Source organism: Streptomyces sp. NPDC096105 (genome assembly GCF_044763335.1).
Classification (GTDB): domain Bacteria; phylum Actinomycetota; class Actinomycetes; order Streptomycetales; family Streptomycetaceae; genus Streptomyces.
The window spans coordinates 58,748-77,132 of sequence record NZ_JBIWGC010000028.1 but is presented as its reverse complement, the minus strand read 5'-3'; the positions used below and the strand labels follow the sequence as shown (position 1 = coordinate 77,132).

The 18,385-nt window shown below is 74.0% G+C and carries 16 protein-coding genes and 3 pseudogenes; 14 read left to right on the top strand and 5 right to left on the bottom strand.

The window, feature by feature from the left end; all coding sequences use genetic code 11:
- Nucleotides 1–54 precede the first annotated feature (54 nt).
- The 3 genes from ACIQ8B_RS30295 to ACIQ8B_RS30285 form a co-directional block, all read right to left on the bottom strand.
- A complete protein-coding gene (locus tag ACIQ8B_RS30295) occupies nucleotides 55–1,077 on the bottom strand; it encodes a LacI family DNA-binding transcriptional regulator (RefSeq protein WP_403551212.1) in 1,023 nt (340 codons plus the stop codon).
- 525 nt (nucleotides 1,078–1,602) lie between these two features.
- Nucleotides 1,603–3,168, bottom strand: a complete 1,566-nt coding sequence (locus ACIQ8B_RS30290; protein WP_403551250.1) for an MDR family MFS transporter — start codon at nucleotides 3,166–3,168, stop codon at nucleotides 1,603–1,605.
- 156 nt (nucleotides 3,169–3,324) lie between these two features.
- Nucleotides 3,325–3,999 (bottom strand): TetR/AcrR family transcriptional regulator, encoded by a 675-nt coding sequence (locus tag ACIQ8B_RS30285; protein ID WP_106415780.1) that lies wholly within the window; start codon nucleotides 3,997–3,999, stop codon nucleotides 3,325–3,327.
- Between the two features lie 99 nt (nucleotides 4,000–4,098).
- Here ACIQ8B_RS30285 and ACIQ8B_RS30280 point away from each other — a divergent pair, with 99 nt between their 5' ends.
- The 10 genes from ACIQ8B_RS30280 (at nucleotide 4,099) to ACIQ8B_RS30235 (ending at nucleotide 12,038) form a co-directional block, all read left to right on the top strand.
- Nucleotides 4,099–5,289 carry an MFS transporter gene (locus ACIQ8B_RS30280; RefSeq protein WP_403551210.1) on the top strand — a complete coding sequence of 397 codons (1,191 nt, stop codon included), beginning with the start codon at nucleotides 4,099–4,101 and terminating at the stop codon, nucleotides 5,287–5,289.
- A 137-nt stretch (nucleotides 5,290–5,426) separates the two neighbouring features.
- Nucleotides 5,427–6,398 (top strand): pirin family protein, encoded by a 972-nt coding sequence (locus ACIQ8B_RS30275; protein ID WP_290009339.1) that lies wholly within the window; start codon nucleotides 5,427–5,429, stop codon nucleotides 6,396–6,398.
- Between the two features lie 327 nt (nucleotides 6,399–6,725).
- Nucleotides 6,726–6,908, top strand: a complete 183-nt coding sequence (locus ACIQ8B_RS30270; protein WP_403551208.1) for a hypothetical protein — start codon at nucleotides 6,726–6,728, stop codon at nucleotides 6,906–6,908.
- Between the two features lie 244 nt (nucleotides 6,909–7,152).
- Nucleotides 7,153–7,575, top strand: a complete 423-nt coding sequence (locus ACIQ8B_RS30265) for a pyridoxamine 5'-phosphate oxidase family protein (RefSeq protein WP_403551206.1) — start codon at nucleotides 7,153–7,155, stop codon at nucleotides 7,573–7,575.
- A gap of 446 nt (nucleotides 7,576–8,021) precedes the next feature.
- Nucleotides 8,022–8,666 (top strand): CBS domain-containing protein, encoded by a 645-nt coding sequence (locus tag ACIQ8B_RS30260; RefSeq protein WP_403551204.1) that lies wholly within the window; start codon nucleotides 8,022–8,024, stop codon nucleotides 8,664–8,666.
- Nucleotides 8,667–9,013: 347 nt separating this feature from the next.
- Nucleotides 9,014–9,589, top strand: a complete 576-nt coding sequence (locus ACIQ8B_RS30255; protein ID WP_403551202.1) for a gas vesicle protein — start codon at nucleotides 9,014–9,016, stop codon at nucleotides 9,587–9,589.
- Nucleotides 9,582–10,511, top strand: coding sequence for a gas vesicle protein (locus tag ACIQ8B_RS30250; protein WP_403551200.1), 930 nt, complete (start codon nucleotides 9,582–9,584; stop codon nucleotides 10,509–10,511). The genes ACIQ8B_RS30255 and ACIQ8B_RS30250 overlap by 8 nt, the downstream gene beginning before the upstream one ends.
- Nucleotides 10,512–10,548: 37 nt before the next feature.
- Nucleotides 10,549–10,863 (top strand): gas vesicle protein K, encoded by a 315-nt coding sequence (locus tag ACIQ8B_RS30245; protein ID WP_403551199.1) that lies wholly within the window; start codon nucleotides 10,549–10,551, stop codon nucleotides 10,861–10,863.
- Nucleotides 10,860–11,732, top strand: a complete 873-nt coding sequence (locus tag ACIQ8B_RS30240; RefSeq protein ID WP_403551197.1) for a GvpL/GvpF family gas vesicle protein — start codon at nucleotides 10,860–10,862, stop codon at nucleotides 11,730–11,732. Before ACIQ8B_RS30245 ends, ACIQ8B_RS30240 begins: the two co-directional genes overlap by 4 nt.
- A gap of 45 nt (nucleotides 11,733–11,777) precedes the next feature.
- Nucleotides 11,778–12,038 (top strand): hypothetical protein, encoded by a 261-nt coding sequence (locus ACIQ8B_RS30235; protein ID WP_403551248.1) that lies wholly within the window; start codon nucleotides 11,778–11,780, stop codon nucleotides 12,036–12,038.
- Between the two features lie 242 nt (nucleotides 12,039–12,280).
- Here ACIQ8B_RS30235 and ACIQ8B_RS30230 read toward each other — a convergent pair whose 3' ends face one another.
- Nucleotides 12,281–13,681, bottom strand: a complete 1,401-nt coding sequence (locus ACIQ8B_RS30230) for a glycosyltransferase family 39 protein (RefSeq protein WP_403551195.1) — start codon at nucleotides 13,679–13,681, stop codon at nucleotides 12,281–12,283.
- A gap of 224 nt (nucleotides 13,682–13,905) precedes the next feature.
- Between ACIQ8B_RS30230 and ACIQ8B_RS30225 the strand changes: the two are divergent.
- The 3 genes and pseudogenes from ACIQ8B_RS30225 (at nucleotide 13,906) to ACIQ8B_RS30215 (ending at nucleotide 16,791) form a co-directional block, all read left to right on the top strand.
- Nucleotides 13,906–14,564, top strand: a pseudogene (locus ACIQ8B_RS30225) (response regulator transcription factor).
- Nucleotides 14,551–16,058 (top strand): annotated as a pseudogene (locus ACIQ8B_RS30220) (sensor histidine kinase). Before ACIQ8B_RS30225 ends, ACIQ8B_RS30220 begins: the two co-directional pseudogenes overlap by 14 nt.
- A 196-nt stretch (nucleotides 16,059–16,254) precedes the next feature.
- Nucleotides 16,255–16,791 carry a hypothetical protein gene (locus ACIQ8B_RS30215; RefSeq protein ID WP_403551193.1) on the top strand — a complete coding sequence of 179 codons (537 nt, stop codon included), beginning with the start codon at nucleotides 16,255–16,257 and terminating at the stop codon, nucleotides 16,789–16,791.
- Between the two features lie 45 nt (nucleotides 16,792–16,836).
- Here the strand turns inward: ACIQ8B_RS30215 and ACIQ8B_RS30210 are convergent.
- Nucleotides 16,837–17,471, bottom strand: a pseudogene (locus ACIQ8B_RS30210) (HD domain-containing protein); the annotation flags it as partial.
- A gap of 142 nt (nucleotides 17,472–17,613) precedes the next feature.
- Between ACIQ8B_RS30210 and ACIQ8B_RS30205 the strand changes: the two are divergent.
- Nucleotides 17,614–18,216, top strand: a complete 603-nt coding sequence (locus tag ACIQ8B_RS30205) for a DUF998 domain-containing protein (RefSeq protein ID WP_403551191.1) — start codon at nucleotides 17,614–17,616, stop codon at nucleotides 18,214–18,216.
- Nucleotides 18,217–18,385 lie beyond the last annotated feature (169 nt).

Genomic DNA, 18,385 nt, shown 5'->3' with positions numbered 1-18,385 from the left:
GTCGCCGGGAAGCTCGGCCGACGACGCCCGGCGCCTGACGGCGCACCCGCGCCGTCAGGAGGCGGCCGCCCCCGGACGCCCCAACGTGCTCTCCCGCTCGACGAGTCGATAGTCCGCCCAGATGCGGCGCGGCTGCGGTGCGTCGCTGCCCAGCCGGGCCAGCACCGACTCCACCGCGAGGCGGCCGATCGCGGCCTTGTCCGGTGACACCGAGGTGAGGGTCACCGCGCCGAACCGGCCCTCGATCACGTCGTCGAAACCGACCACGGCGATGTCCTCGGGGACCTGCAGCCCCCGCTCGTGCAGCACCCGCATCGCGCCGATCGCCATCGGGTCGTTGTAGGCGAACACCGCGTCCGGCCGCCGGCCGCTGTCGAGGATGTGCCGCATCGCCCGCGCCCCGTCGGCGTGCCCCCAGCCGTCGGTGGCGGCGACCAGCCCCTCGTCGGCCGGCAACCCCGCCGCCGTCAGCTCCTCGCGCCAGCCGCGGACACGGAGCTGGGCGGGCTCGCTGCGGTCGCGCCGCGCCCCGATGAACGCCACCTCCCGGCGCCCCAGCCCGATCAGGTGCCGCACGGCGTCACAGGCGGCGGCCACGTTGTCGATGGCGATGTGGTCGTACGGCAGGTCGTAGTCCCGCTCGCCGAGCAGCACCAGCGGCACGTCCTGGTCGCGGTCGCGCAGGTCCTCGGTCTCCAGTTCGATGGGGCTGAGGATCAGCCCGTCGATGACGCGGGCCCGGAAGCCCTGGCTCACCAGCAGTTCCTGGTCGCGCGAGCCGCCGGTGTGGTCGAGCAGCACGATGTAGTCGTGCCGGGAGGCCGCGTCGATGACGGAGGCGGTCAGCTCGGCGAAGTACGGGTTGCCGAGCTCGGGCAGCGCGAGCGCGATGATGCCCGTACGGCCCTTGCGCAGGTGCCGGGCGGCGAGGTTGGGCCGGTAGCCGAGCGCGTCGATGGAGCGCTGGACCCGCTCGCGCATGGCCGGTGTGACGTGCTGGTAGTTGTTCACCACGTTCGAGACGGTCTTGATGGAGACCCCCGCGTGCGCGGCGACGTCCTTGAGGCTGACCCGCACGGCAATCCCTTCGTGAGCGGCCCGACCCGGTGGGCCGGTGCGGATGCGGAGCCGTCACCGTGAGTCGTGTGCCGAGCCGCCGGGCTCCGATTTTACAACGTTATATATGCCGTGACCAGCCGCTGACAAGGCTCCGGGCGGCGGTCCTGCAGCTTCTCACGGGCCGCCGGCCGGTGGTGCTGCCGCTGTCGCGTCCGACGCTCGCCGCGGTGTCGGTCTTCGCGTTCATCGGGGCGTGGAACGACTTCCCGCGGCCGTTCGCGTCCCCCTCCGGCCCGGCGCTGACGGCCCCGCAGGCCGGCAGCACCGCGGCGAAGGACGCCCACGCGTCGACCACGCCCGGACGGCGGCGTCCTCGGTGCTCGCCGCACGCCCCGGGTGCTGGTGCTCGTCCTCTCCCGGCGCCCCATCGCGAGGCGGTGGCGACGACGGGCCTCGGCGGCCGGTGAGGGGTCCTGTCCCGCACGGGGCGAGCGCCCCCGCAGCCGTGCAGGCCGCGGGGCGCTCGCGCGTGCACTGAGGGGATCAGCTCCCGGCGACGGTCTTGTCCGTGCCCGCCGCGGCGCCGGCCTCCTCGGCGAGGCGCTCCATGCCGCTGGTCGTCTTCAGCGGCTTCTCCTTGATGAAGACCACCGTGAGCAGCGCCAGCAGCGCGCACGGCGTGGCGATGAGGAACAGGTCGGCGGTGGCGACGCCGTAGGCGTGCTCGACGATCTGCCGCAGCGGCTCGGGCAGGGTGGACATGTCGGGGACGCTGCCCTCCCCGCTGCCGCCGCCGTCGCCGCCCGAGGGGATGCCCGCGGCGTCCAGGCCCTTGGTCATCTCGGACGCGACCCGGTTGGCGAGGATGGCGCCCAGGACGCTGGTGCCGATGGTGCCGCCCATGCTGCGGAAGAAGGACAGCACGGAGGTCGCGGCGCCCAGCTCACTGGCCGGCACGTCGTTCTGGGCGGCCAGCACCAGGTTCTGCATCAGCATGCCGACGCCGACGCCGAGCACCGCCATGTAGGCGCTGAGCAGGGTGAAGGAGGTGTCCGCGTCGATGGTGGCCAGCAGGCCGAGGCCGAGGGTCATGAAGACCGCGCCCGCCACCAGGTAGCGCTTCCACACGCCGGTCCTGCTGATGACCTGACCGGCGACGGTCGACGAGACCAGCAGACCGAGGATCATCGGCAGGCTCATCAGTCCGGCCACGGTGGGGGACTTGCCGAGGGACACCTGGAAGTACTGCGAGAGGAACACCGTGCCGCCGAACATGGCGACGCCGACCAGCAGGCTCGCGACCGTGGTGAGGGTGACGGTGCGGTTGCGGAAGATGTCCAGCGGGATGACCGGCTCGGGCGTCCGCGCCTCGACGAACACCGCGGCGACCAGCAGCAGGACACCGGCGCCGGTGAGCGCGGCGGTCTGCCAGGAGGCCCAGTCGAACTCGTTGCCCGCCATGCTCACCCAGATCAGCAGGGCGCAGACGCCCGCGACGATGAGGAAGGCGCCCAGGAAGTCGATCTTCGCCTCGCGCCGGGTCTGCGGCAGGCGCAGGGTGCGCTGCAGCAGCGCGATGGCGAGCAGCGCGAACGGCACGCCGATGAAGAAGCACCAGCGCCAGCCCAGCCAGGAGGTGTCCACCAGCACGCCGCCGATCAGCGGTCCGGCGACGGTGCCCACGGCGAAGACGGCGCCGAAGATGCCGGCGTACTTGCCGAGCCGGCGGGGCGGGATGACGGCCGCCATGACGACCTGGGCGAGCGCGGTCAGACCGCCCGCGCCGATGCCCTGCACCACACGGCTGAAGATGAGCAGCTCGACACCGTTGGAGAAGCCCGCCAGCAGCGAGCCCGCGACGAACATGGCCAGCGACAGCTGGAGCAGCAGCTTCTTGTCGAACAGGTCGGACAGCTTGCCCCAGAGCGGCACGGTCGCCGTCATGGCCAGCAGCTCCGAGGTGACGACCCAGGTGTAGGAGGACTGGCTCGCCCCCAGGTCGGCGATGATCGTCGGCAGCGCGTTGGCCACGACGGTGCCCGCCAGGATCGCCACGAACATGCCGGCCATGAGCCCGGACATGGCCTGGAGTATCTGCCGGTTGGTCATGGCGGCGGGTGACGCCGCGTCCGGCGCCTGGGTTGCGGTCACAGTGGTCTCTCTCACGGATCGGTGGGAAAAGGCGGGATCACGCCCTCGAAGGGGCGGAAGTGGGGGGCAGGGGCCGGTGTGTCGTGGGACCCGGCGCCCTGGAGGGGCCGGCGCCTACCGGGCCGGGGCCGGCAGTCCGGCGGCGAGGAGGTCGAACGCCTCGCGGAACACGTCGGCGAACGACAGCTCGTCCGGCCGTTCGCACCAGTGCTGCACGCTCACCCGCACCGCCGTCCCGGCGACCGCGGCGAGCAGCCGCGGGTACAGCCCGGGAGCGGCACGGTCCGCGTCGTCCCCGGGGGGGACGGCGGCGGTGTCCGGGTCGTCCCCGGCGCGGATCCGCCGGGCGATCGCCTCGGCCAGCCCCGACTCGTCGGCCATCTGCGCGCCGAGGTTCCGCACGAGGAGGTGCGGGGCGGAATGCAGCACCCGGAGGTGCAGACTCCACAGCTCGTGCTGTCGCTCCGCCTCCCTCAGCTCCGCGGCGAGCGCCTCGCGCAGCGCCTCCAGCGGCGGGAGTCCGGGCGGTGCGGCGAGGAACGACCGCCGCACCCGCTCGCCGGCGTCCGCGTCCACGACGACGAAGGCGTCGTCGCGCGAGTCGAAATAGTTGAAGAAGGTCCGGACGGACACGCCGGCCGCGGCGCTGATCGCCTCGACCGTCACCTGGTCCGCACCCTTCTCGGCGGCCAGCCGCACCGCCGCCTCCGCGAGCGCGGCGCGTGTGGCGCGCTTCTTGCGCTCCCGCAGACCGCCGCCCGCGGTGTTCTTCCCCGTCATGATGTGCATACTATGAAAAAATGCATGACATGCAAAGTTATATGCGGGAGGTCACGCCGGCGGCGTACTGAGACGGGCGTCCGGCCGCTCCGCGACTAGCGTCGGGGCATGACCGGTGACCGGCTCGGATGGCGCGTGTGCCTGCTCGGCGGCGCCGTGTTCGCGGTGTGCATGACCGGCACCACGCTCCCGACCCCGCTGTACCCCCTCTACCAGCAGGAGTTCGGCTTCTCCGAGCTGACGGTCACCGTCGTGTACGCGGTGTACGCCTTCGCGGTCATCGGCGCCCTGCTGCTCGCGGGCAACGCCTCCGACGCCGTCGGCAGACGCCCGGTCCTGTCGTGGGGCCTCGCCTGTGCGACCGCGAGCGCCGGCTGTTTCCTGCTGGCCGCCGACATCGCCTGGCTGTACGCCGGGCGGCTCCTGTCGGGCCTGTCGGCCGGCCTGTTCACCGGAGCCGCCACAGCCTACGTCCTGGAGTCGGCTCCGCCCGGCGGCGCCTCCCGCGCCACGTTCGTCGCGACGGCCGCCACCATGGGCGGTCTCGGCTGCGGCCCCCTGCTCGCCGGACTCCTCGCCGAGTACGCCACCTGGCCGCTCCGCCTGCCGTACGCCGTCCACCTGGCCCTGGTGGCCGCCTCGGCGGCGGTGCTCCTGGGGCTGCCGGAGACCGTACGGGACCTCCGCCCGCTGAGCACGGTACGGCCGCGGCGCCCCGGCGTTCCCGCGCAGGTGCGGGCGGTGTTCGGGCCGGCGGCGACGGCCGTGTTCGTGGGCTTCGCGCTGTCCGGGGTGTTCACTTCCGTCAGCCCAGCGTTCCTCGCGCAGTCCCTCGACGTCACCGACCATGCGGTGAGCGGGGCGGTCGTCGCGGCGGCCTTCTTCGCGTCGATCGCCGGACAGACGGCGGTCGGCCGGGTGGGGGTGCGCCGGTCCCTGCCCCTGGGCTGCGCCGGCCTGCTCGCGGGCCTCGCCCTGCTGGCGGGCGCCCTGCACTGGGACCTGCTGGCACTGGTGGTGTCGAGCGCGCTCGTCGGCGGCGTCGGCCAGGGTCTGGCGTTCCGCGGGGCGCTGACCGCGGTGGGCCGGGCGTCCCCGCCGGACCGGAGGGCGGCGGTGCTCTCGTCGCTGTTCGTCGTCGCGTACACCGGCATCTCGGTGCCGGTCGTCGGGGTGGGCCTGCTGACGGAGCCGCTGGGCCTGGAGGACGCGGGGCTCGTGTTCATCGCCTGCATGGCGGCGCTGGTGATCACGGCCGCGGGCCACCTGCTGCGCAGGCCGGTGCCGGGCGGGACGTGAGCGGTGTCGGGCGTTCCCGGCCCTCGGATCCCTTCCGCGGGCATGGTCGCGCCCGGCGTCCTATAGTCGTCGGTGCAGGGAATGTTGAATGTCGAACTTTCTTGACGGTCGAACGTCCCCAGTGGGAGGCACCCGGCATGAGCAACACGGAGACACGCCCCGCGGAGATGAGGTGCGGCGGCGAGAGCGAGGCCGGCCGCCCGGCGGAGGTCGAGATCCTCACGGCCCGCGACGTGCCGCTCGGCGGCCCGCGCGCGATGCGGGTGCGGCGCACCCTGCCGCAGCGCGCCCGGTCGCTCATCGGCGCCTGGTGCTTCGCCGACCACTACGGCCCCGACGACGTCGCCGGCGCCGGCGGCATGAACGTCCCCCCGCATCCGCACACCGGCCTGCAGACGGTCAGCTGGCTGTTCAGCGGGGAGATCGAGCACCGCGACAGCCTGGGCAGTCACGCCTTCGTCCGGCCCGGCGAGCTGAACCTGATGACCGGCGGTCACGGCATCGCCCATTCGGAGGTCTCGACGCCGGACACCACGACCCTGCACGGCGTCCAGCTGTGGGTGGCGCTCCCCGACGAACACCGTGACACCGGGAAGGACTTCCAGCACCACGTCCCGCACCCGGTCACCCTGAACGGCGGCGAGGCCCGCGTCTTCCTCGGCACGCTCGCGGGCGCCGCCTCCCCGGTCCGCACCTTCACCCCGCTGCTGGGCGCGGAACTCACCGTGTCCCCGGGCGCGAGGCTGGTGCTGGACGTCGACCCCGCCCACGAGCACGGGGTGCTCGTCGACACGGGCGACGTCCTCGTCGAGGACACGCCGGTGGAACGGGCCGCCCTGGGGTACACGGCCCCGGGCCGCACCACCCTCGCCCTCACCAACCGGGGATCCGCCCCGGCCCGCCTGATCCTCCTCGGCGGCCCGCCCTTCGGTGAGGAGATCGTCATGTGGTGGAACTTCATCGGACGGACGCACGACGAGATCGTGAAGGCCCGCGAGGACTGGGCGAAGGGGGCACGTTTCGGCGAGGTGCGGGGGTACGACGGGGCTCCACTGCCCGCGCCGGAGCTGCCGAACGCACCCTTGAAGCCGCGGGGAAGGGTGCGCTGATCTGCGAGAGCACGGGTCCTGAGCCGCGGGCCCTGTGACCGCTGCCACGCCTGTCCGGCGGTGTGGACACCCCACGGCGCGGGCCCCCGGCTCCTGCGCATCAGGCGCCTCTGAAGCTGTCCGCGATTCCCGGGGTACGGGTGTCTGCGCCTCCTTACGGGGCCGTGGCGGTCGGCGGCGCCCTGTGCGCCGGCACGAGGACGCCCGGCGCTTCGTACGGCGGCACCGCGGCGCGTTGGCGGAACGGCCGGTGTGGTTCTTCGGCTCCGGGCCGCTCGACCCGACGGCCTCGGGGACGTCCCGCCGGCGCCGGGCGTCAGAAGGGTCGTGGCCGGACTGGACGTGCGCGCGCACGTCACGTTCGGCGGTTGCCTCGCCGGAGGCGCCGAGGGCCGGATCGCCCGCGTGATCCCCCGCGACGGCGAAGGCGGCGACTTCCGCGACTTCGCCGCCATCGGGAACCGGGCGGCGGGCGTGGCGAGGGAACTCGGTGCCATGTCGCACCGGTGAAGAGGCGCCGCGGTGCGGTCCGCCGTGCCCCCGGCACCGGGGGACCGGGTGTCAGGGGCACGGTCACGGCCGCGTACGAGCCGGGGGCGTGGGCGCCGGGGCGCGCTCGGCGACGTGGGGCCGGTGAACCGGTCGGTCGTCAGCCTCGGCGACGGCGTCTGCGGGCGTCCGCTGCCGGGCGGTGGACGGAAGCGGGGCCGACCGGCCCTACTCACCGCGGGGCGGCCACAGCGACGATGGCCTGGTGCTCGAGAACGACGCCTTTCGCATCCTCGACCGGCAGGAGTGCCTCCGCCTGCTGGCCGAGGTGCCGGTCGGCCGGGTCGTGTACACCCAGCAGGCGCTGCCCGCGGTCCTCCCGGTCAATTTCTCCCTGGACGGGGACGCTTCCGTCCTGCTCCACACCTCGGCCGGCTCTGATCTCGTCCGCGCCGTCGACGGTGTCGTGGTCGCCTTCGAGGCGGACGAGTTCACCGCGGCGACCCGATCCGGCTGGAGCGTGATCGTCACCGGCCGGGCCTCCGTGGTGACCGACGCCGCGGAGCACGAACGGCTCTCGCGGACCGGTCCGCGTTCCTGGATGCCCGTACGCGACGGGGTCTTCGTGCGCATCGAGTCCGAGCTGGTCACCGGACGCGAGATCACGGGCGCGCGCACCACGCGATGAGCCGCATCCGGTGCGGCGTGCGCGACCGCGCGCGGCGTGCGGCCGCCCTCGGGGCCGTAGCCGAACGGGTCAGCACCTGCGGGCAGCGGCGCCGCCGTGATCCGCCCGTCGCCGCCCGCAGATCCGTCCGTTCCATCGCCTGATGCAGCATCGAGGTGCGGCACCCCGTACGAGGCCGCCGTGAGCAGCACGCGCTGCAGCGCCTGGCCGGCCCGCAGCCGGTCCTCCCGCCGGCCGCCCGACGCCGGCAGCGTCTCGAGCGAAGGCCGCACTCCTGGCCCGGGACCGCCGGCTCTCCCTGCCAGGCCGGACGTCACTGGCCGCCTGAGCAGCGCGGTGTTGTCATGGGTGGGGAAGACGGCGTGTACGGGCCGGCGCACCGCACGTGGTCCGCCCGGGCGGTCCGACCGCGGCCGCCCCCTCGCGATGCGGAGGAGACCGACGTCATGCTGCACCGCCGCACGGTCGGAGACGTGATGACCGAGGAGGTCGTCACCCTCCGCCCCACCACACCCCTCCATGAGGCAGCCGCCCTGCTGGACGCGAACGACATCGTCGCGGCACCGGTCGTCGACGACGACGGCGCCCTCGCCGGCGTCGTGTCCGCGTCCGACGTGCTGCGGCACGAGACCGGCACCCCTGATCCGCAGGGACAGGACGGGACCGACGAGCACGCCTGGAGCAAGGCCCGGGCACGGACCGCGGGCGAGCTCATGAGCAGCCCCGTCTTCACCGCCCGCGCCGACTGGACGATCCCCCGGGCCGCGCGGGAACTCCGCAGGCGGCACGTCAAGCAGCTGCCGGTGGTCGGTGACGACGGACTCCTCACCGGCATCGTCACCCGCAGCGACCTGCTCGACGCCTTCATCCGCTCGGACGCCGAGATCCGCGGCGAGGTCGAGCAGGACGTCCTGGGGCGCATCCTCGGCCTGGACGAGGGCACCGTCGCCGTCGAGGTCCAGGACGGGGCCGTCACCCTTCGGGGACACGTCCCGGAACCGCGTCTCGTCGCGGTGACCGTGGGCCTGTGCCAGGGCGTCGACGGTGTCGTCGCCGTGGACGCCCACCTCTCCGTCGGCCGGACGGGCTAGCCTCGCGCTTTCATGAGGCGGACTGTCCGGCAGCTGGTCAGCACAGTGGAGAACCCCGCGCCCGAGCTGCCGAACGCACCCTCGAAGCCGCGGGGAAGGGCGCGCTGACCTGCGAAAAATCGGGTCCTGAAGCACAGGCTCCACGATCGCCGCCGCGTCTGTCCAACGGCGTGGACATCCCACGGCGCAGGCCTTCGGCTTCTGTCCCCTGGGCTCCCTGAGCCGTCCGCGATCCGCGCGGCACGGGCATCCGCGGACAGCTTCAGCCGACCCGGGTTCGGCGGCCGCCCGTCCCGCCGCGCCGGTGGCGGGGGTGTGAAGGGCGGGCGCGCGGTTAAACGTTTGCAATGACCAGTTATCCCGAGAGGTCGACGCCGGGCGACGGCGGGCGCCCGTCCGGGGCTTCCCCGTCCCCGGCCGCCGGTGGGCTGCCGGGAGGCGGCGTCGCTCCGATGCAGCCCCGGCGGGACGGCGACGGCAGCCTGGCGCACGTGGTCGAGACCCTGCTGGACAAGGGGCTCGTGCTCAATGCCGACATCATGGTCTCGGTGGCCGGGGTCGAACTGCTGGGGATCCGGCTGCGTGCGGCGCTGGCCTCGTTCGAGACCGCCGCCCGTTACGGTCTGGAGTTCCCCTCCGGCACGGACACGGAGACCGCCGCGTGGCGGCAGACCCGCGAGGAGAAGGAGACCTGCCCGGCCTGCGGCAAGCGCGCCCCCGTCGAGCAGTTGCTGAACGAGTGGTGCCCTTGGTGCGGCTGGCGCAGCGCCCAGGCCCGGATGGCGGAGGACACCGGACGGGCGCCGGGAGCCCTGACGGCCGGTGAGGGCCGTCCCGCCGCCGTCCACGGGGACGGGGCCGCCGAAGCCGGCACGCCCTCCTCCGCGGAGCCGGAGCGTGAGCCGGAGCGGCGTGATGGCTGACCGGCCTCCGATGCGGCCCACCCGGGATCCGCGGGTGACCCTGGACGACCTGGTGGAGGTCCTGCTGAACAAGGGCGCGGTCCTGCACCTGGACCTCATCGTCGCGGTGGCCGACATCCCGCTGATCGGTGTTTCGATCCGGGCCGCCGTCGCGGGAATGGAGACGATGCTCGAGTACGGCATGATGCGCCACTGGGACGAGGCCACCCGCGCCTGGGCCGAGCGGTCCGTCACGCGCCGTGCCCTCGAGCTGCGGGAGGGCGAGGGCGTCATCCGCACGATGAGCGGCGGCCACCTGCTGACGGGGGACGTCTACAAGGGGTGGCGGCCCGGCACCGTCCACCTCACCGATCAGCGTCTCGTCGTCCTGCGCGACGAACCGCGCGAGATCCTCTGGCAGACGGAGCTGACGGCGGTGCGCGCCGTGCGGCTGGTGCCGGAGCGGACCGTCGGCGGCGAGGAACGTCTGCGCGTGGAGGTCACGTCGGCCGACGGCGGGCGGGAACTGCTCTCCGCCCGGGAGCCCGAGGAACTGCACGACCTGCTCACCCGGGCCTGCGCCGGACGCCTGGCGCCCGCCCTCCCGCGCGGACCCGTCCCGGACGAGGAGCCCCCGCTCGCCCAGGGGCACCTGTGGTTCTGGGAACCGCGCCGGGCGGGCCCGTTGTGGCGCGGTGGACAGGCACGGCTGACCGCCGACCGGCTGGTCTGGAAGTCGCCCGTGGACTCCGGACCGGCGCTGGTGCTGTCCACGGCCGACATCACCGGGGTACGACGGCTGCCCGGGTACGGCCCCGCCGGCGAGGGCAGCGTCCTGGCGGTCGGCACCGCCGCGGACGGCGAGGTGCGGCTCGCGGCGGACGATCCGGACGCCTGGGAACAGCGGCTGAACGCCGCCTCGCCCATGGCGGCCGTCGGATGACGAACTCGGCACAGCACAGGAAGGGTGGGAGGACGGCATGCCGTTGACCGTCGACGAGAAAAGCCTGAAACACGGGGTGCTCTCCCTCGTGGTCACCTTGGTGGAGGTCATCCAGGAGGCGCTGGACCGGCAGGCCCTGCGCCGCATCGAAGGCGGCGACCTGAACCCCGAGGAGGCCGAGCGGCTGGCGGACGCCCTGCTGGAACTGGACGAGGCGATGGAACAGATCAAGGAGGACCACGGCATCGTCTCCTCGGTGGCCGACCTGCACCGCGGTCTGGACGAGGTGGTCGACGACGTCGTGGACAAACTGATCAACCCCCGGCGCTGGGCGGAGGAGGCACGGGGATGACCGACGGGACCGCCCTGTACGTGTACGCGCTGGTCCCCGGCCGGCCGGGCGCCGCCGACGGCGTCACCGGCCTCGACGGCCGCCCCTTGCGACTGGTCGGTGCCGCGGGCACCGGCGTCGCCGCGCTGGTGCACGACGCCGAGCCGGCGCCCTTCCAGGGCGGTGACGAGCAGGTGCGCCGCTGGGTGGCGGAGCAGAGCCGCGCGGTCACCACCGTCTGGGAACGAACCGGCAGCGTCCTGCCGATGACGTTCAACGTCCTGGTCGCCGGCGAGCCGCCGTCCGAGGACCGTCCCGGCGCCGGACGCGGCGCCGAACAGCGGCTGACGGACTGGATCACCGACCAGGAACCCCACCTCACCGGCCGGCTCGAGGAACTGGCCGGCCGGTGCGAACTGCGCGTGGAGATCACCCTGGAACGCCAGGCCACCGCGGCCGGCGACCCGATGCCGGGGACCCGTGGGGCGGAACCCGGCGGACGCTCGCCGGGGATGCTCAGACTGCTGGCCAAACAACGCGAGCAGCAGGCCCGGAACGCGGCCGGGGAACTCGCCGACACGCTGCACGCCCGGATCCGGCGCCGTCTGCTGTCGGTCGCGGAGGACTTCCGGGACCGCGGCCCCGCCCACCGGGCGGCCGGCGAGACACACGTCCTGTCCGCCGCCCTGCTCGTCCGGCACGAGGACATCGACGCCGTCGGCACCGTACTGAGCGAGACACAGGCCGCTCAGCCCGCCTGCCGCATCCGCTTCCTCGGGCCCTGGCCGCCGTACTCCTTCACCGAGGCCGAACACCGCCCGCGCGACGGCGAGATGCCCTCGCTGCGTCCGGACGCCCCTTCCACGCCGGCACCGGGTGGCCGGCCGTGACCGTGCCGTGACGCACCGGCGCCCGCTCGGCGCGGAGGTCCGCACCTGCCCCACGGTCTCGCCCGGCTCCGGGCCGAAGGCGGTGGGCGATCCACGGGCCGGGCCGAGTTCCAGCTGACCACACTCAACGTCCGGCTCCTCCTGGACGGTCACCTCGCGGTGAAGGCCCATGGCCGACCGGCCGGCGGTGGTCGGGGCGCGTACGTCTCGTTCCCGGTCCCCGACGAGCCGGCCCTGGCGGCTCTGGTCGCCGACGCGGCCAGTCGCGCCGCGACGTTGTGGGCCGCCCACCGCGGTCTCGGCTGAGCCCGCGCGTGACGCGGGCCGGCTTGTCAGCCACGACGCCGCCCTGAGCCCGGTCCGGAAGGATCGATGCAGCCCGTCGACGCCGGCGCTGCGGATGATGCACGTGCTGGACGACTCGGCCGGCTGGTACCGCCCCATGGTGAGGAAGGGCAGTCGGATGCCGCCGCGTTCGACGACGGCGCAGGGGGTGGGGCTCCTCTGCCGGAAGGTCACGCAGAAGCCGAAGCCGAAGCCGAGGGCGGTCAGCGGACGCGGACGTGGACGACGACGCGCGCCCCGTTCACGTGGGTCGTCGCCTGCTTCCGGAAGTGCTGCCGCAGGATGCGGGTCTTGGCCCGCTCCCGCGGGTCGCCCGTCAGGTGGCCGCCCGCCCGGCCGTGGACCACGACGATCCGGTCGAACCGCAGCATGCGCGCCGCTATGTCCGCCGCGGGCAGCTCGACACCGGCCAGCGTGTGCGACGCTGCCGGGCTCTCCGCCAGTGCCAGGTCCGTCAGCGCGCGCGTGTCCCCGGGGTACGGTTCGGTCCAGTGCCGGTGCTGGGCCGGGACGTAGAGCAGTCCGTCACCCGGGCGGCCCGACTCGTGCAAGGCGGCGCCCACGGCGGTGGCGTCGTTGCTCCGGCTGTCGGGGGCCCTGAGCGCGAGGCTCGTCGGCACGAGCGCCGCCAGCGCGGCGACCGCGGCCACTCCCACGCCCACCGTGATCCACGGTCCGCCGGACGACCGCCGCAGCCGGCGGACGTGATCCGCACCCGAACCCGTCAACAGCGCGATCCCGACATGGCTGTAGAGCACGTACCGGTCGACGAACAGCGGCTTGAACAGCGAGGCGGCGAGCAGCAGCAGGCACGGGAGGACCACCAACGGCACGGCCAGCACGGGCAGCCGCACCGGCCGGCCGCGCACCCCCGCGGGCGCCAGTGCGCACACCACCCCCAGGGCCGCCACCGTCACGAAACCGGGAAGCCGCACCGGCCCCTCGATCCACGACACCTGCTCCGACTGCGCCGCACTGCGGAGCACCAGCGGCACCAGCCCCGTCACCACGGCCGCGGCCGTCACCCCCCACGCCCGCAGCACCGTGCGTGGCACACGGGACACGAGCAGCGTGACCCCGTGCGCGACCAGGGCGAGCACCGCGAACTCGTGGAGCAGACAGGCGAGCAGCATCGCGGCGCCGTACATCGCCCACCGCCCTCGGGTGTGCCGCACGACGCCGCCGACCAGCGCGTACGTGGCCCAGGCGACCAGCGCGCAGACCAGGGCGTACGAGCGGCCCTCCTGCGCGTACTTCTGCACCTGGGGGAGCAGCGGGAACACCAGCCCGGCGAGCAGCCCGACGTGAGGCCCCGCCAGACGCAGCCCGAGGAGCCCGACGGCGCTCGCCGCCGCGGCCATGGCCAGCACGGACGGCAGCCGCAACGCGGGCAGCCCCGGGCCGAAGAGGTCGAAGACCCCGTGCATCAGGGCGTAGTGCAGGGCGTGGACCAGGTCGACGTGCTGGGTGGTCTGCCAGATCTGTGACAGGTCGCGCTGCGCGAGCGCGTACGTGACGGCCTCGTCGCCCCACAGCGTGTTCTCCCGGCGGACGCCCCAGAGCCCGAGCACGACGCCCAGCAGGAAGGGCGCGAGGACGATCACTGCGGGGACCGGGCGGGGCGACGGCCGGCGGGAGGGCGGGGCAGGGGATGAGACCGTCGCCTCGACCGGAACGGGCGCACGGGTGTCAACGGACATGCCGGGAAGGGCCTTTCAGCTGGGGGTGGGAAGCCCCGACAGCGTGGCCGAACCTCGTTGATCGCTTGCTGATCCAACCTGACCGGACGATCAGGAAGGTGCCCCGGCGCTGTGCGAGGCTGCACCGCATGCGGATACTCGTGGTGGAAGACGAGGTGGACCTCGCCCGCAGCCTGCGCACCGGCCTGACCGCCGAGGGGTACAGCGTCGGCCTCGCCCATGACGGCCGGCAGGGACTCTGGATGGCCCGGACCGGCGCGTACGCGCTGGTCGTACTCGACTTGATGCTGCCCGGCCTCAACGGCTACAAGGTCTGCGCCCAGTTGCGCCGCGAGGGCAACGCGACGCTCATCCTGGTGCTCACCGCCAAGGACGGTGAGTGGGACCAGGCGGAGGCGCTGGACACGGGGGCCGACGACTACCTGGCCAAGCCGTTCTCCTACATGGTGCTCGTCGCCCGGCTGCGGGCCCTGCCCCGCCCGTCCTCGCCGTGGGTGACCTGTCGCTGGACGTCGCCGGCCGTGTGTGCCGCAGGGCCGGGACGCGGGTGGACCTCACCCCGAGGGAGTTCGCCGTCCTGGAGCTGCTGGCCCGCCGCGCGGGCCAGGCCGTGTCCAGGGCGGACCTGCTGTACCACGCGTGGCCCGACGAGGCCTACGACCCCAACTTGGTGGAGGCGCGCGTCAGTTCACTCCGCCGAAAGGTGGACGCCGCGTTCCGGCGGCAGTCCCTGCAGACCGTACGAGGCACCGGCTATCGATTGGTGGACGACCGTGAACGCGAGTAGGGGACGAAGCCGCTGGTGGCCTCGTTCGGTACGGGCCCGCGCGGCCCTCGCCGCGGCGCTGACCGCCGCGGTCGTCCTGACCGGCATCGGCTGGTGGGTGCACCAGGAGGTCTACCGGCGGAGTCTGTCGGTCGCGCATGAGAAGGCCCGTGACGACCTCTTCGCCCTCGTCGACCAGCTCGAGAAGGGCCACGTCCCCAGTCCGCGGCGCGCCGTGCCGTACGAGGTCGTGGCGACCGGCCGGCACACCGCCGTGGCCGCCGGCGGGGGCATGGACGACTTCGACCCGGGTGCCGGACATGTGCTGCCCGCCCCTGCCGCGCGCACGACTCCGATGCCGGACGGTGGCCCGGAACGGGGCTACGCGTACCAGCCCATCCGCATACCGGACCGCTCCGACTACGACCCGGGCGGCGGCAGCGTTCCCCACCTGGCCGGCCGGACCTACGAGATCCTGTACGACGACATCCGGGCCGGACAGCTGAGCCGTGAACAGGCCGCCGCACTCGGCGTCCGCCCCGACGCCACCCTGCGGGCCTACGTCGTCCTGGTCCCGGACACCGCCGAGGACATGGCCGCAGCCATCGACGACCTGCTGCTGCGCGCCGGCCTCGTCGGCCTCGTCCTCGTCGGAGCCGTCGCCTACGTCACCGTCCGCGTCGCGCTCCGGCCCGTCGAAGCTGTCCGCCGCCTCACCGCCTCGGTCACCGATCCGCGCGAACGTGTCACCGTCCCCGCCACCGCCCACGAGATCACCGCCCTCGCCACCGCCATCAACACCACGCTCCGACGGCTCGATCACGCCGCCGCCCAGCAGCGCCGATTCGTCGCCGACGCCGCCCACGAGCTGCGCAGCCCGCTCACCACCCTGCTGACCAGCCTGGAGGTGGCCTCGCCTACCCGGAACGCACCGACTGGCCCGCCACCGCCACGACCGCCGCACGGCAGACCCGCCGCCTCCAGGGGCTCGCCGAGGACCTGCTGCTGCTCGCCCGTCTCGACACCCGCGCCCCGGCGGCCGACCCCGAGCCCGTCGACCTGAGCGCCCTCACCTCCGAGCTGACCGAGCACCACCCCCTCGCCGCACGCAAGGTGAAACTCACCCTCGAAAGCACCGACCCCGCGTACGTCCGCGGTACTCGCGACGAACTCGAACGGCTGCTGCGCAACCTCCTCGACAACGCCGCCCGCCACGCCGCCCACCGCATCCAGGTGACCGTCCGGAGCGAGGACGACCAGGTCGTCGTGACGGTGCACGACGACGGGCCGGGCGTGCCGGCCGGGGACGCCGAGCGGATCTTCGAACGCTTCGTCCGGCTGGACGACGCCCGCTCCCGCGACCAGGGGGGAACCGGTCTGGGCCTCGCCATCGTCCGTGACCTGGCCCAGCGGCACGGAGGCACCCTCACCCTCGCCCCGCGCACCCTCGGAGCGTGCTTCGAGCTGCGCCTGCCGCAGGCCCCCGCCCCGGACCCGGACGCGGACGCGGGCTGACACGCCCGGCAGCGGCCATCCGCCCGCCGGGGCGTCCTCGCGGGCGGCGCCGGCGACGCGCGTACGACGAGTGCGGTGGCCGCTCGACGTGGCGGGACCCGGCCTTCTCGCCGCCCGCCGGCCGCTCGGAGCGGCGCCCGGGAGAAGACGCCGAGCCGGCCGGGTCGAGGCGCCGTCCGGTGGGTACCCGCACGGCATGTTCAAGCGCGCACTGTGGCAGGGACTGATCGCCGGCACCGCCGGAGGCGTCGTGATGACCCTCGGCGAGAAGCTCGAGCAGGCCGTCACCGAACGGCCCGACTCCCACGTACCCGCCCGGGTCCTGCAACGCCTGACCGGCCTGCCCGAACACCCGGGCAGGCAGCCGCTGCCGGTGAACTGGGCCATGCACTTCGGGCAGGCCGCCCTTCTCGGCGTGCTGCGCTCGGTCATGGCGCAGGCAGGACTGCGCGGACCGGTCGCCTCGGCGAAGTTCACCGTCGCGCGCCTCACCAACGACCAGATCCTCGAGAACGCCACCGGTGTCGGCGCCCCGCCGCCCACCTGGCCCCGCCGGGAACTCGTCATCGACGTCCTGCACAAGACCGTCTACGCCTTCGTCACCGGAGCGGTCGCCGACGCCCTCGCCCGGCGGAGCATCGGTCCCGGGCCCGGTCAGCGCCATGCAGCCCTGCGCCCCGGCCGCCGTCCCGACGTCGGGCCGCTGCCCCGCGGCGAGGCGTACGGCAGGTGACCGGAGGGAACCCCGCGGGCGGCGCCGCCTCTCGGTGACCGGCTGCTCGGGCCATGCCGAGTTCTGGACGGCCTCGACGAAGTCGACACGGCGGAAGCCCGGCACGAAGTGCTCCAGGACGTCGGCGTTGACCGTGCCGAAGGTGGTGCCGGGCCGGTGCCTGAAGCCGTCGGCGAACGCCTGGAGGATCTGACGCTTGAAGTCCGGGCGCGGGTGCGCGGCGGTGACCTCGTCGATGTGCGCGCGGGTGAGGTCGTCCGGGCGCAGGCCCGGCACGTCGGTCCCCACACCCGCCGTCGTCGCCGCGATCTCGGGGGCCATCTCGTACGGCACCTCCGGGGTGGTGCGCAGGGCGACGGCCGTCCACACCGTGCCGGCGTCGTCCTCGGACAGCCCGTGGCGCAGCAGGAACGCCCGGGCCTGGTCGGCCCCGTCCATCTCGAACCGCTGGTCGTCGGAGCGATACGGCTCCACCAGCCCGGTGCCGTGGAACAGGGCGGCCACGTACAGCAGTTCGAGGTCGGGGCGCAGCCCGCGCGCCGCGGCCTGAGGGCTGCCGAACAGGAACACCCGGCGGGAATGGCGGGAGATCAGCGGCGGGTCGTGTCGCGGATCAGTTCGGTGGCGTCCCGCGCCGGCGCGCTGTCGGGAATCGCGACACCGGCGATCTTCTCGCTCATGGCTGCCTCCAAGAGGTCGGGCGGTGCGGAACACTTCCACCCTGCGCCTCCGCCGGCGCCCGCGCCCTCTCACGGAGGGCCGACGACCCCTTGGAAACGGGCACGGGGAGCCGAGGGCCGTCGGCCCGCTTATGGTGATCCGATGCTGCTCGTTCCCAGGTGGGCGCTGCTCTCGTCGGGGTGCGCGCCGGTGCTGCTGATCGCGGGGTGGGTGGTCGCGGCGGCGCTGGAGGGGTCCGCCTACGATCCGGTGACGCAGACGATCAGCGTCCTGGCGGCCTACGGCGCCTCGGGCTCCTGGGTGATGACCGGGGCGTTCCTCGCGCTGGGCGTCTGCCACCTGCTCACCGCGTGGGGACTGCGGGCGGCCGCGGCGGCCGGGCGGGTGGCGCTGGCCGGCGGGGGAGCGGCCGCACTGGCCGCGGCGGTGGTCCCCACGCCGAGCAGCGGAGGATCGCTGGGGCACGGGTCGGTGGCGGTCGCCGGGTTCACGCTGCTCGCCCTGTGGCCGGTCCTCGCCGCGAGCGGCGGCAGCGGCACGCCGTGGGCGCTGCGGCCGCTGCCGTCCTTCGCGGCGACCGCGGTGATGGTCGCCGGGGCGGTGTGGTTCCTGGTCGAGACGGACCGGCACGGCATGGCGGGCGTCGCCGAACGCGTGGTGACGGCCGTGCAGTCGCTGTGGCCTTTCGTCGTCGTCCTGTCGTGCCTCCGGCACCGCGCGGGGCGCGGTGCGCCGTCCGCGTGACCGTCTCGGAGGAACCGTGAGCCGCCCACGGGCCCGGACGGCCGCACCGCGTCCCGGTCGCCCCGCGACCAGGTGTCACGGACAGCCGTGCCGCACGCGGTCAGCCGCTCGACCGGGCCGGCCGGACCCTGCGGGTGCTCCGCGTCGGCGCTCGAGCGGACCCCGGAGC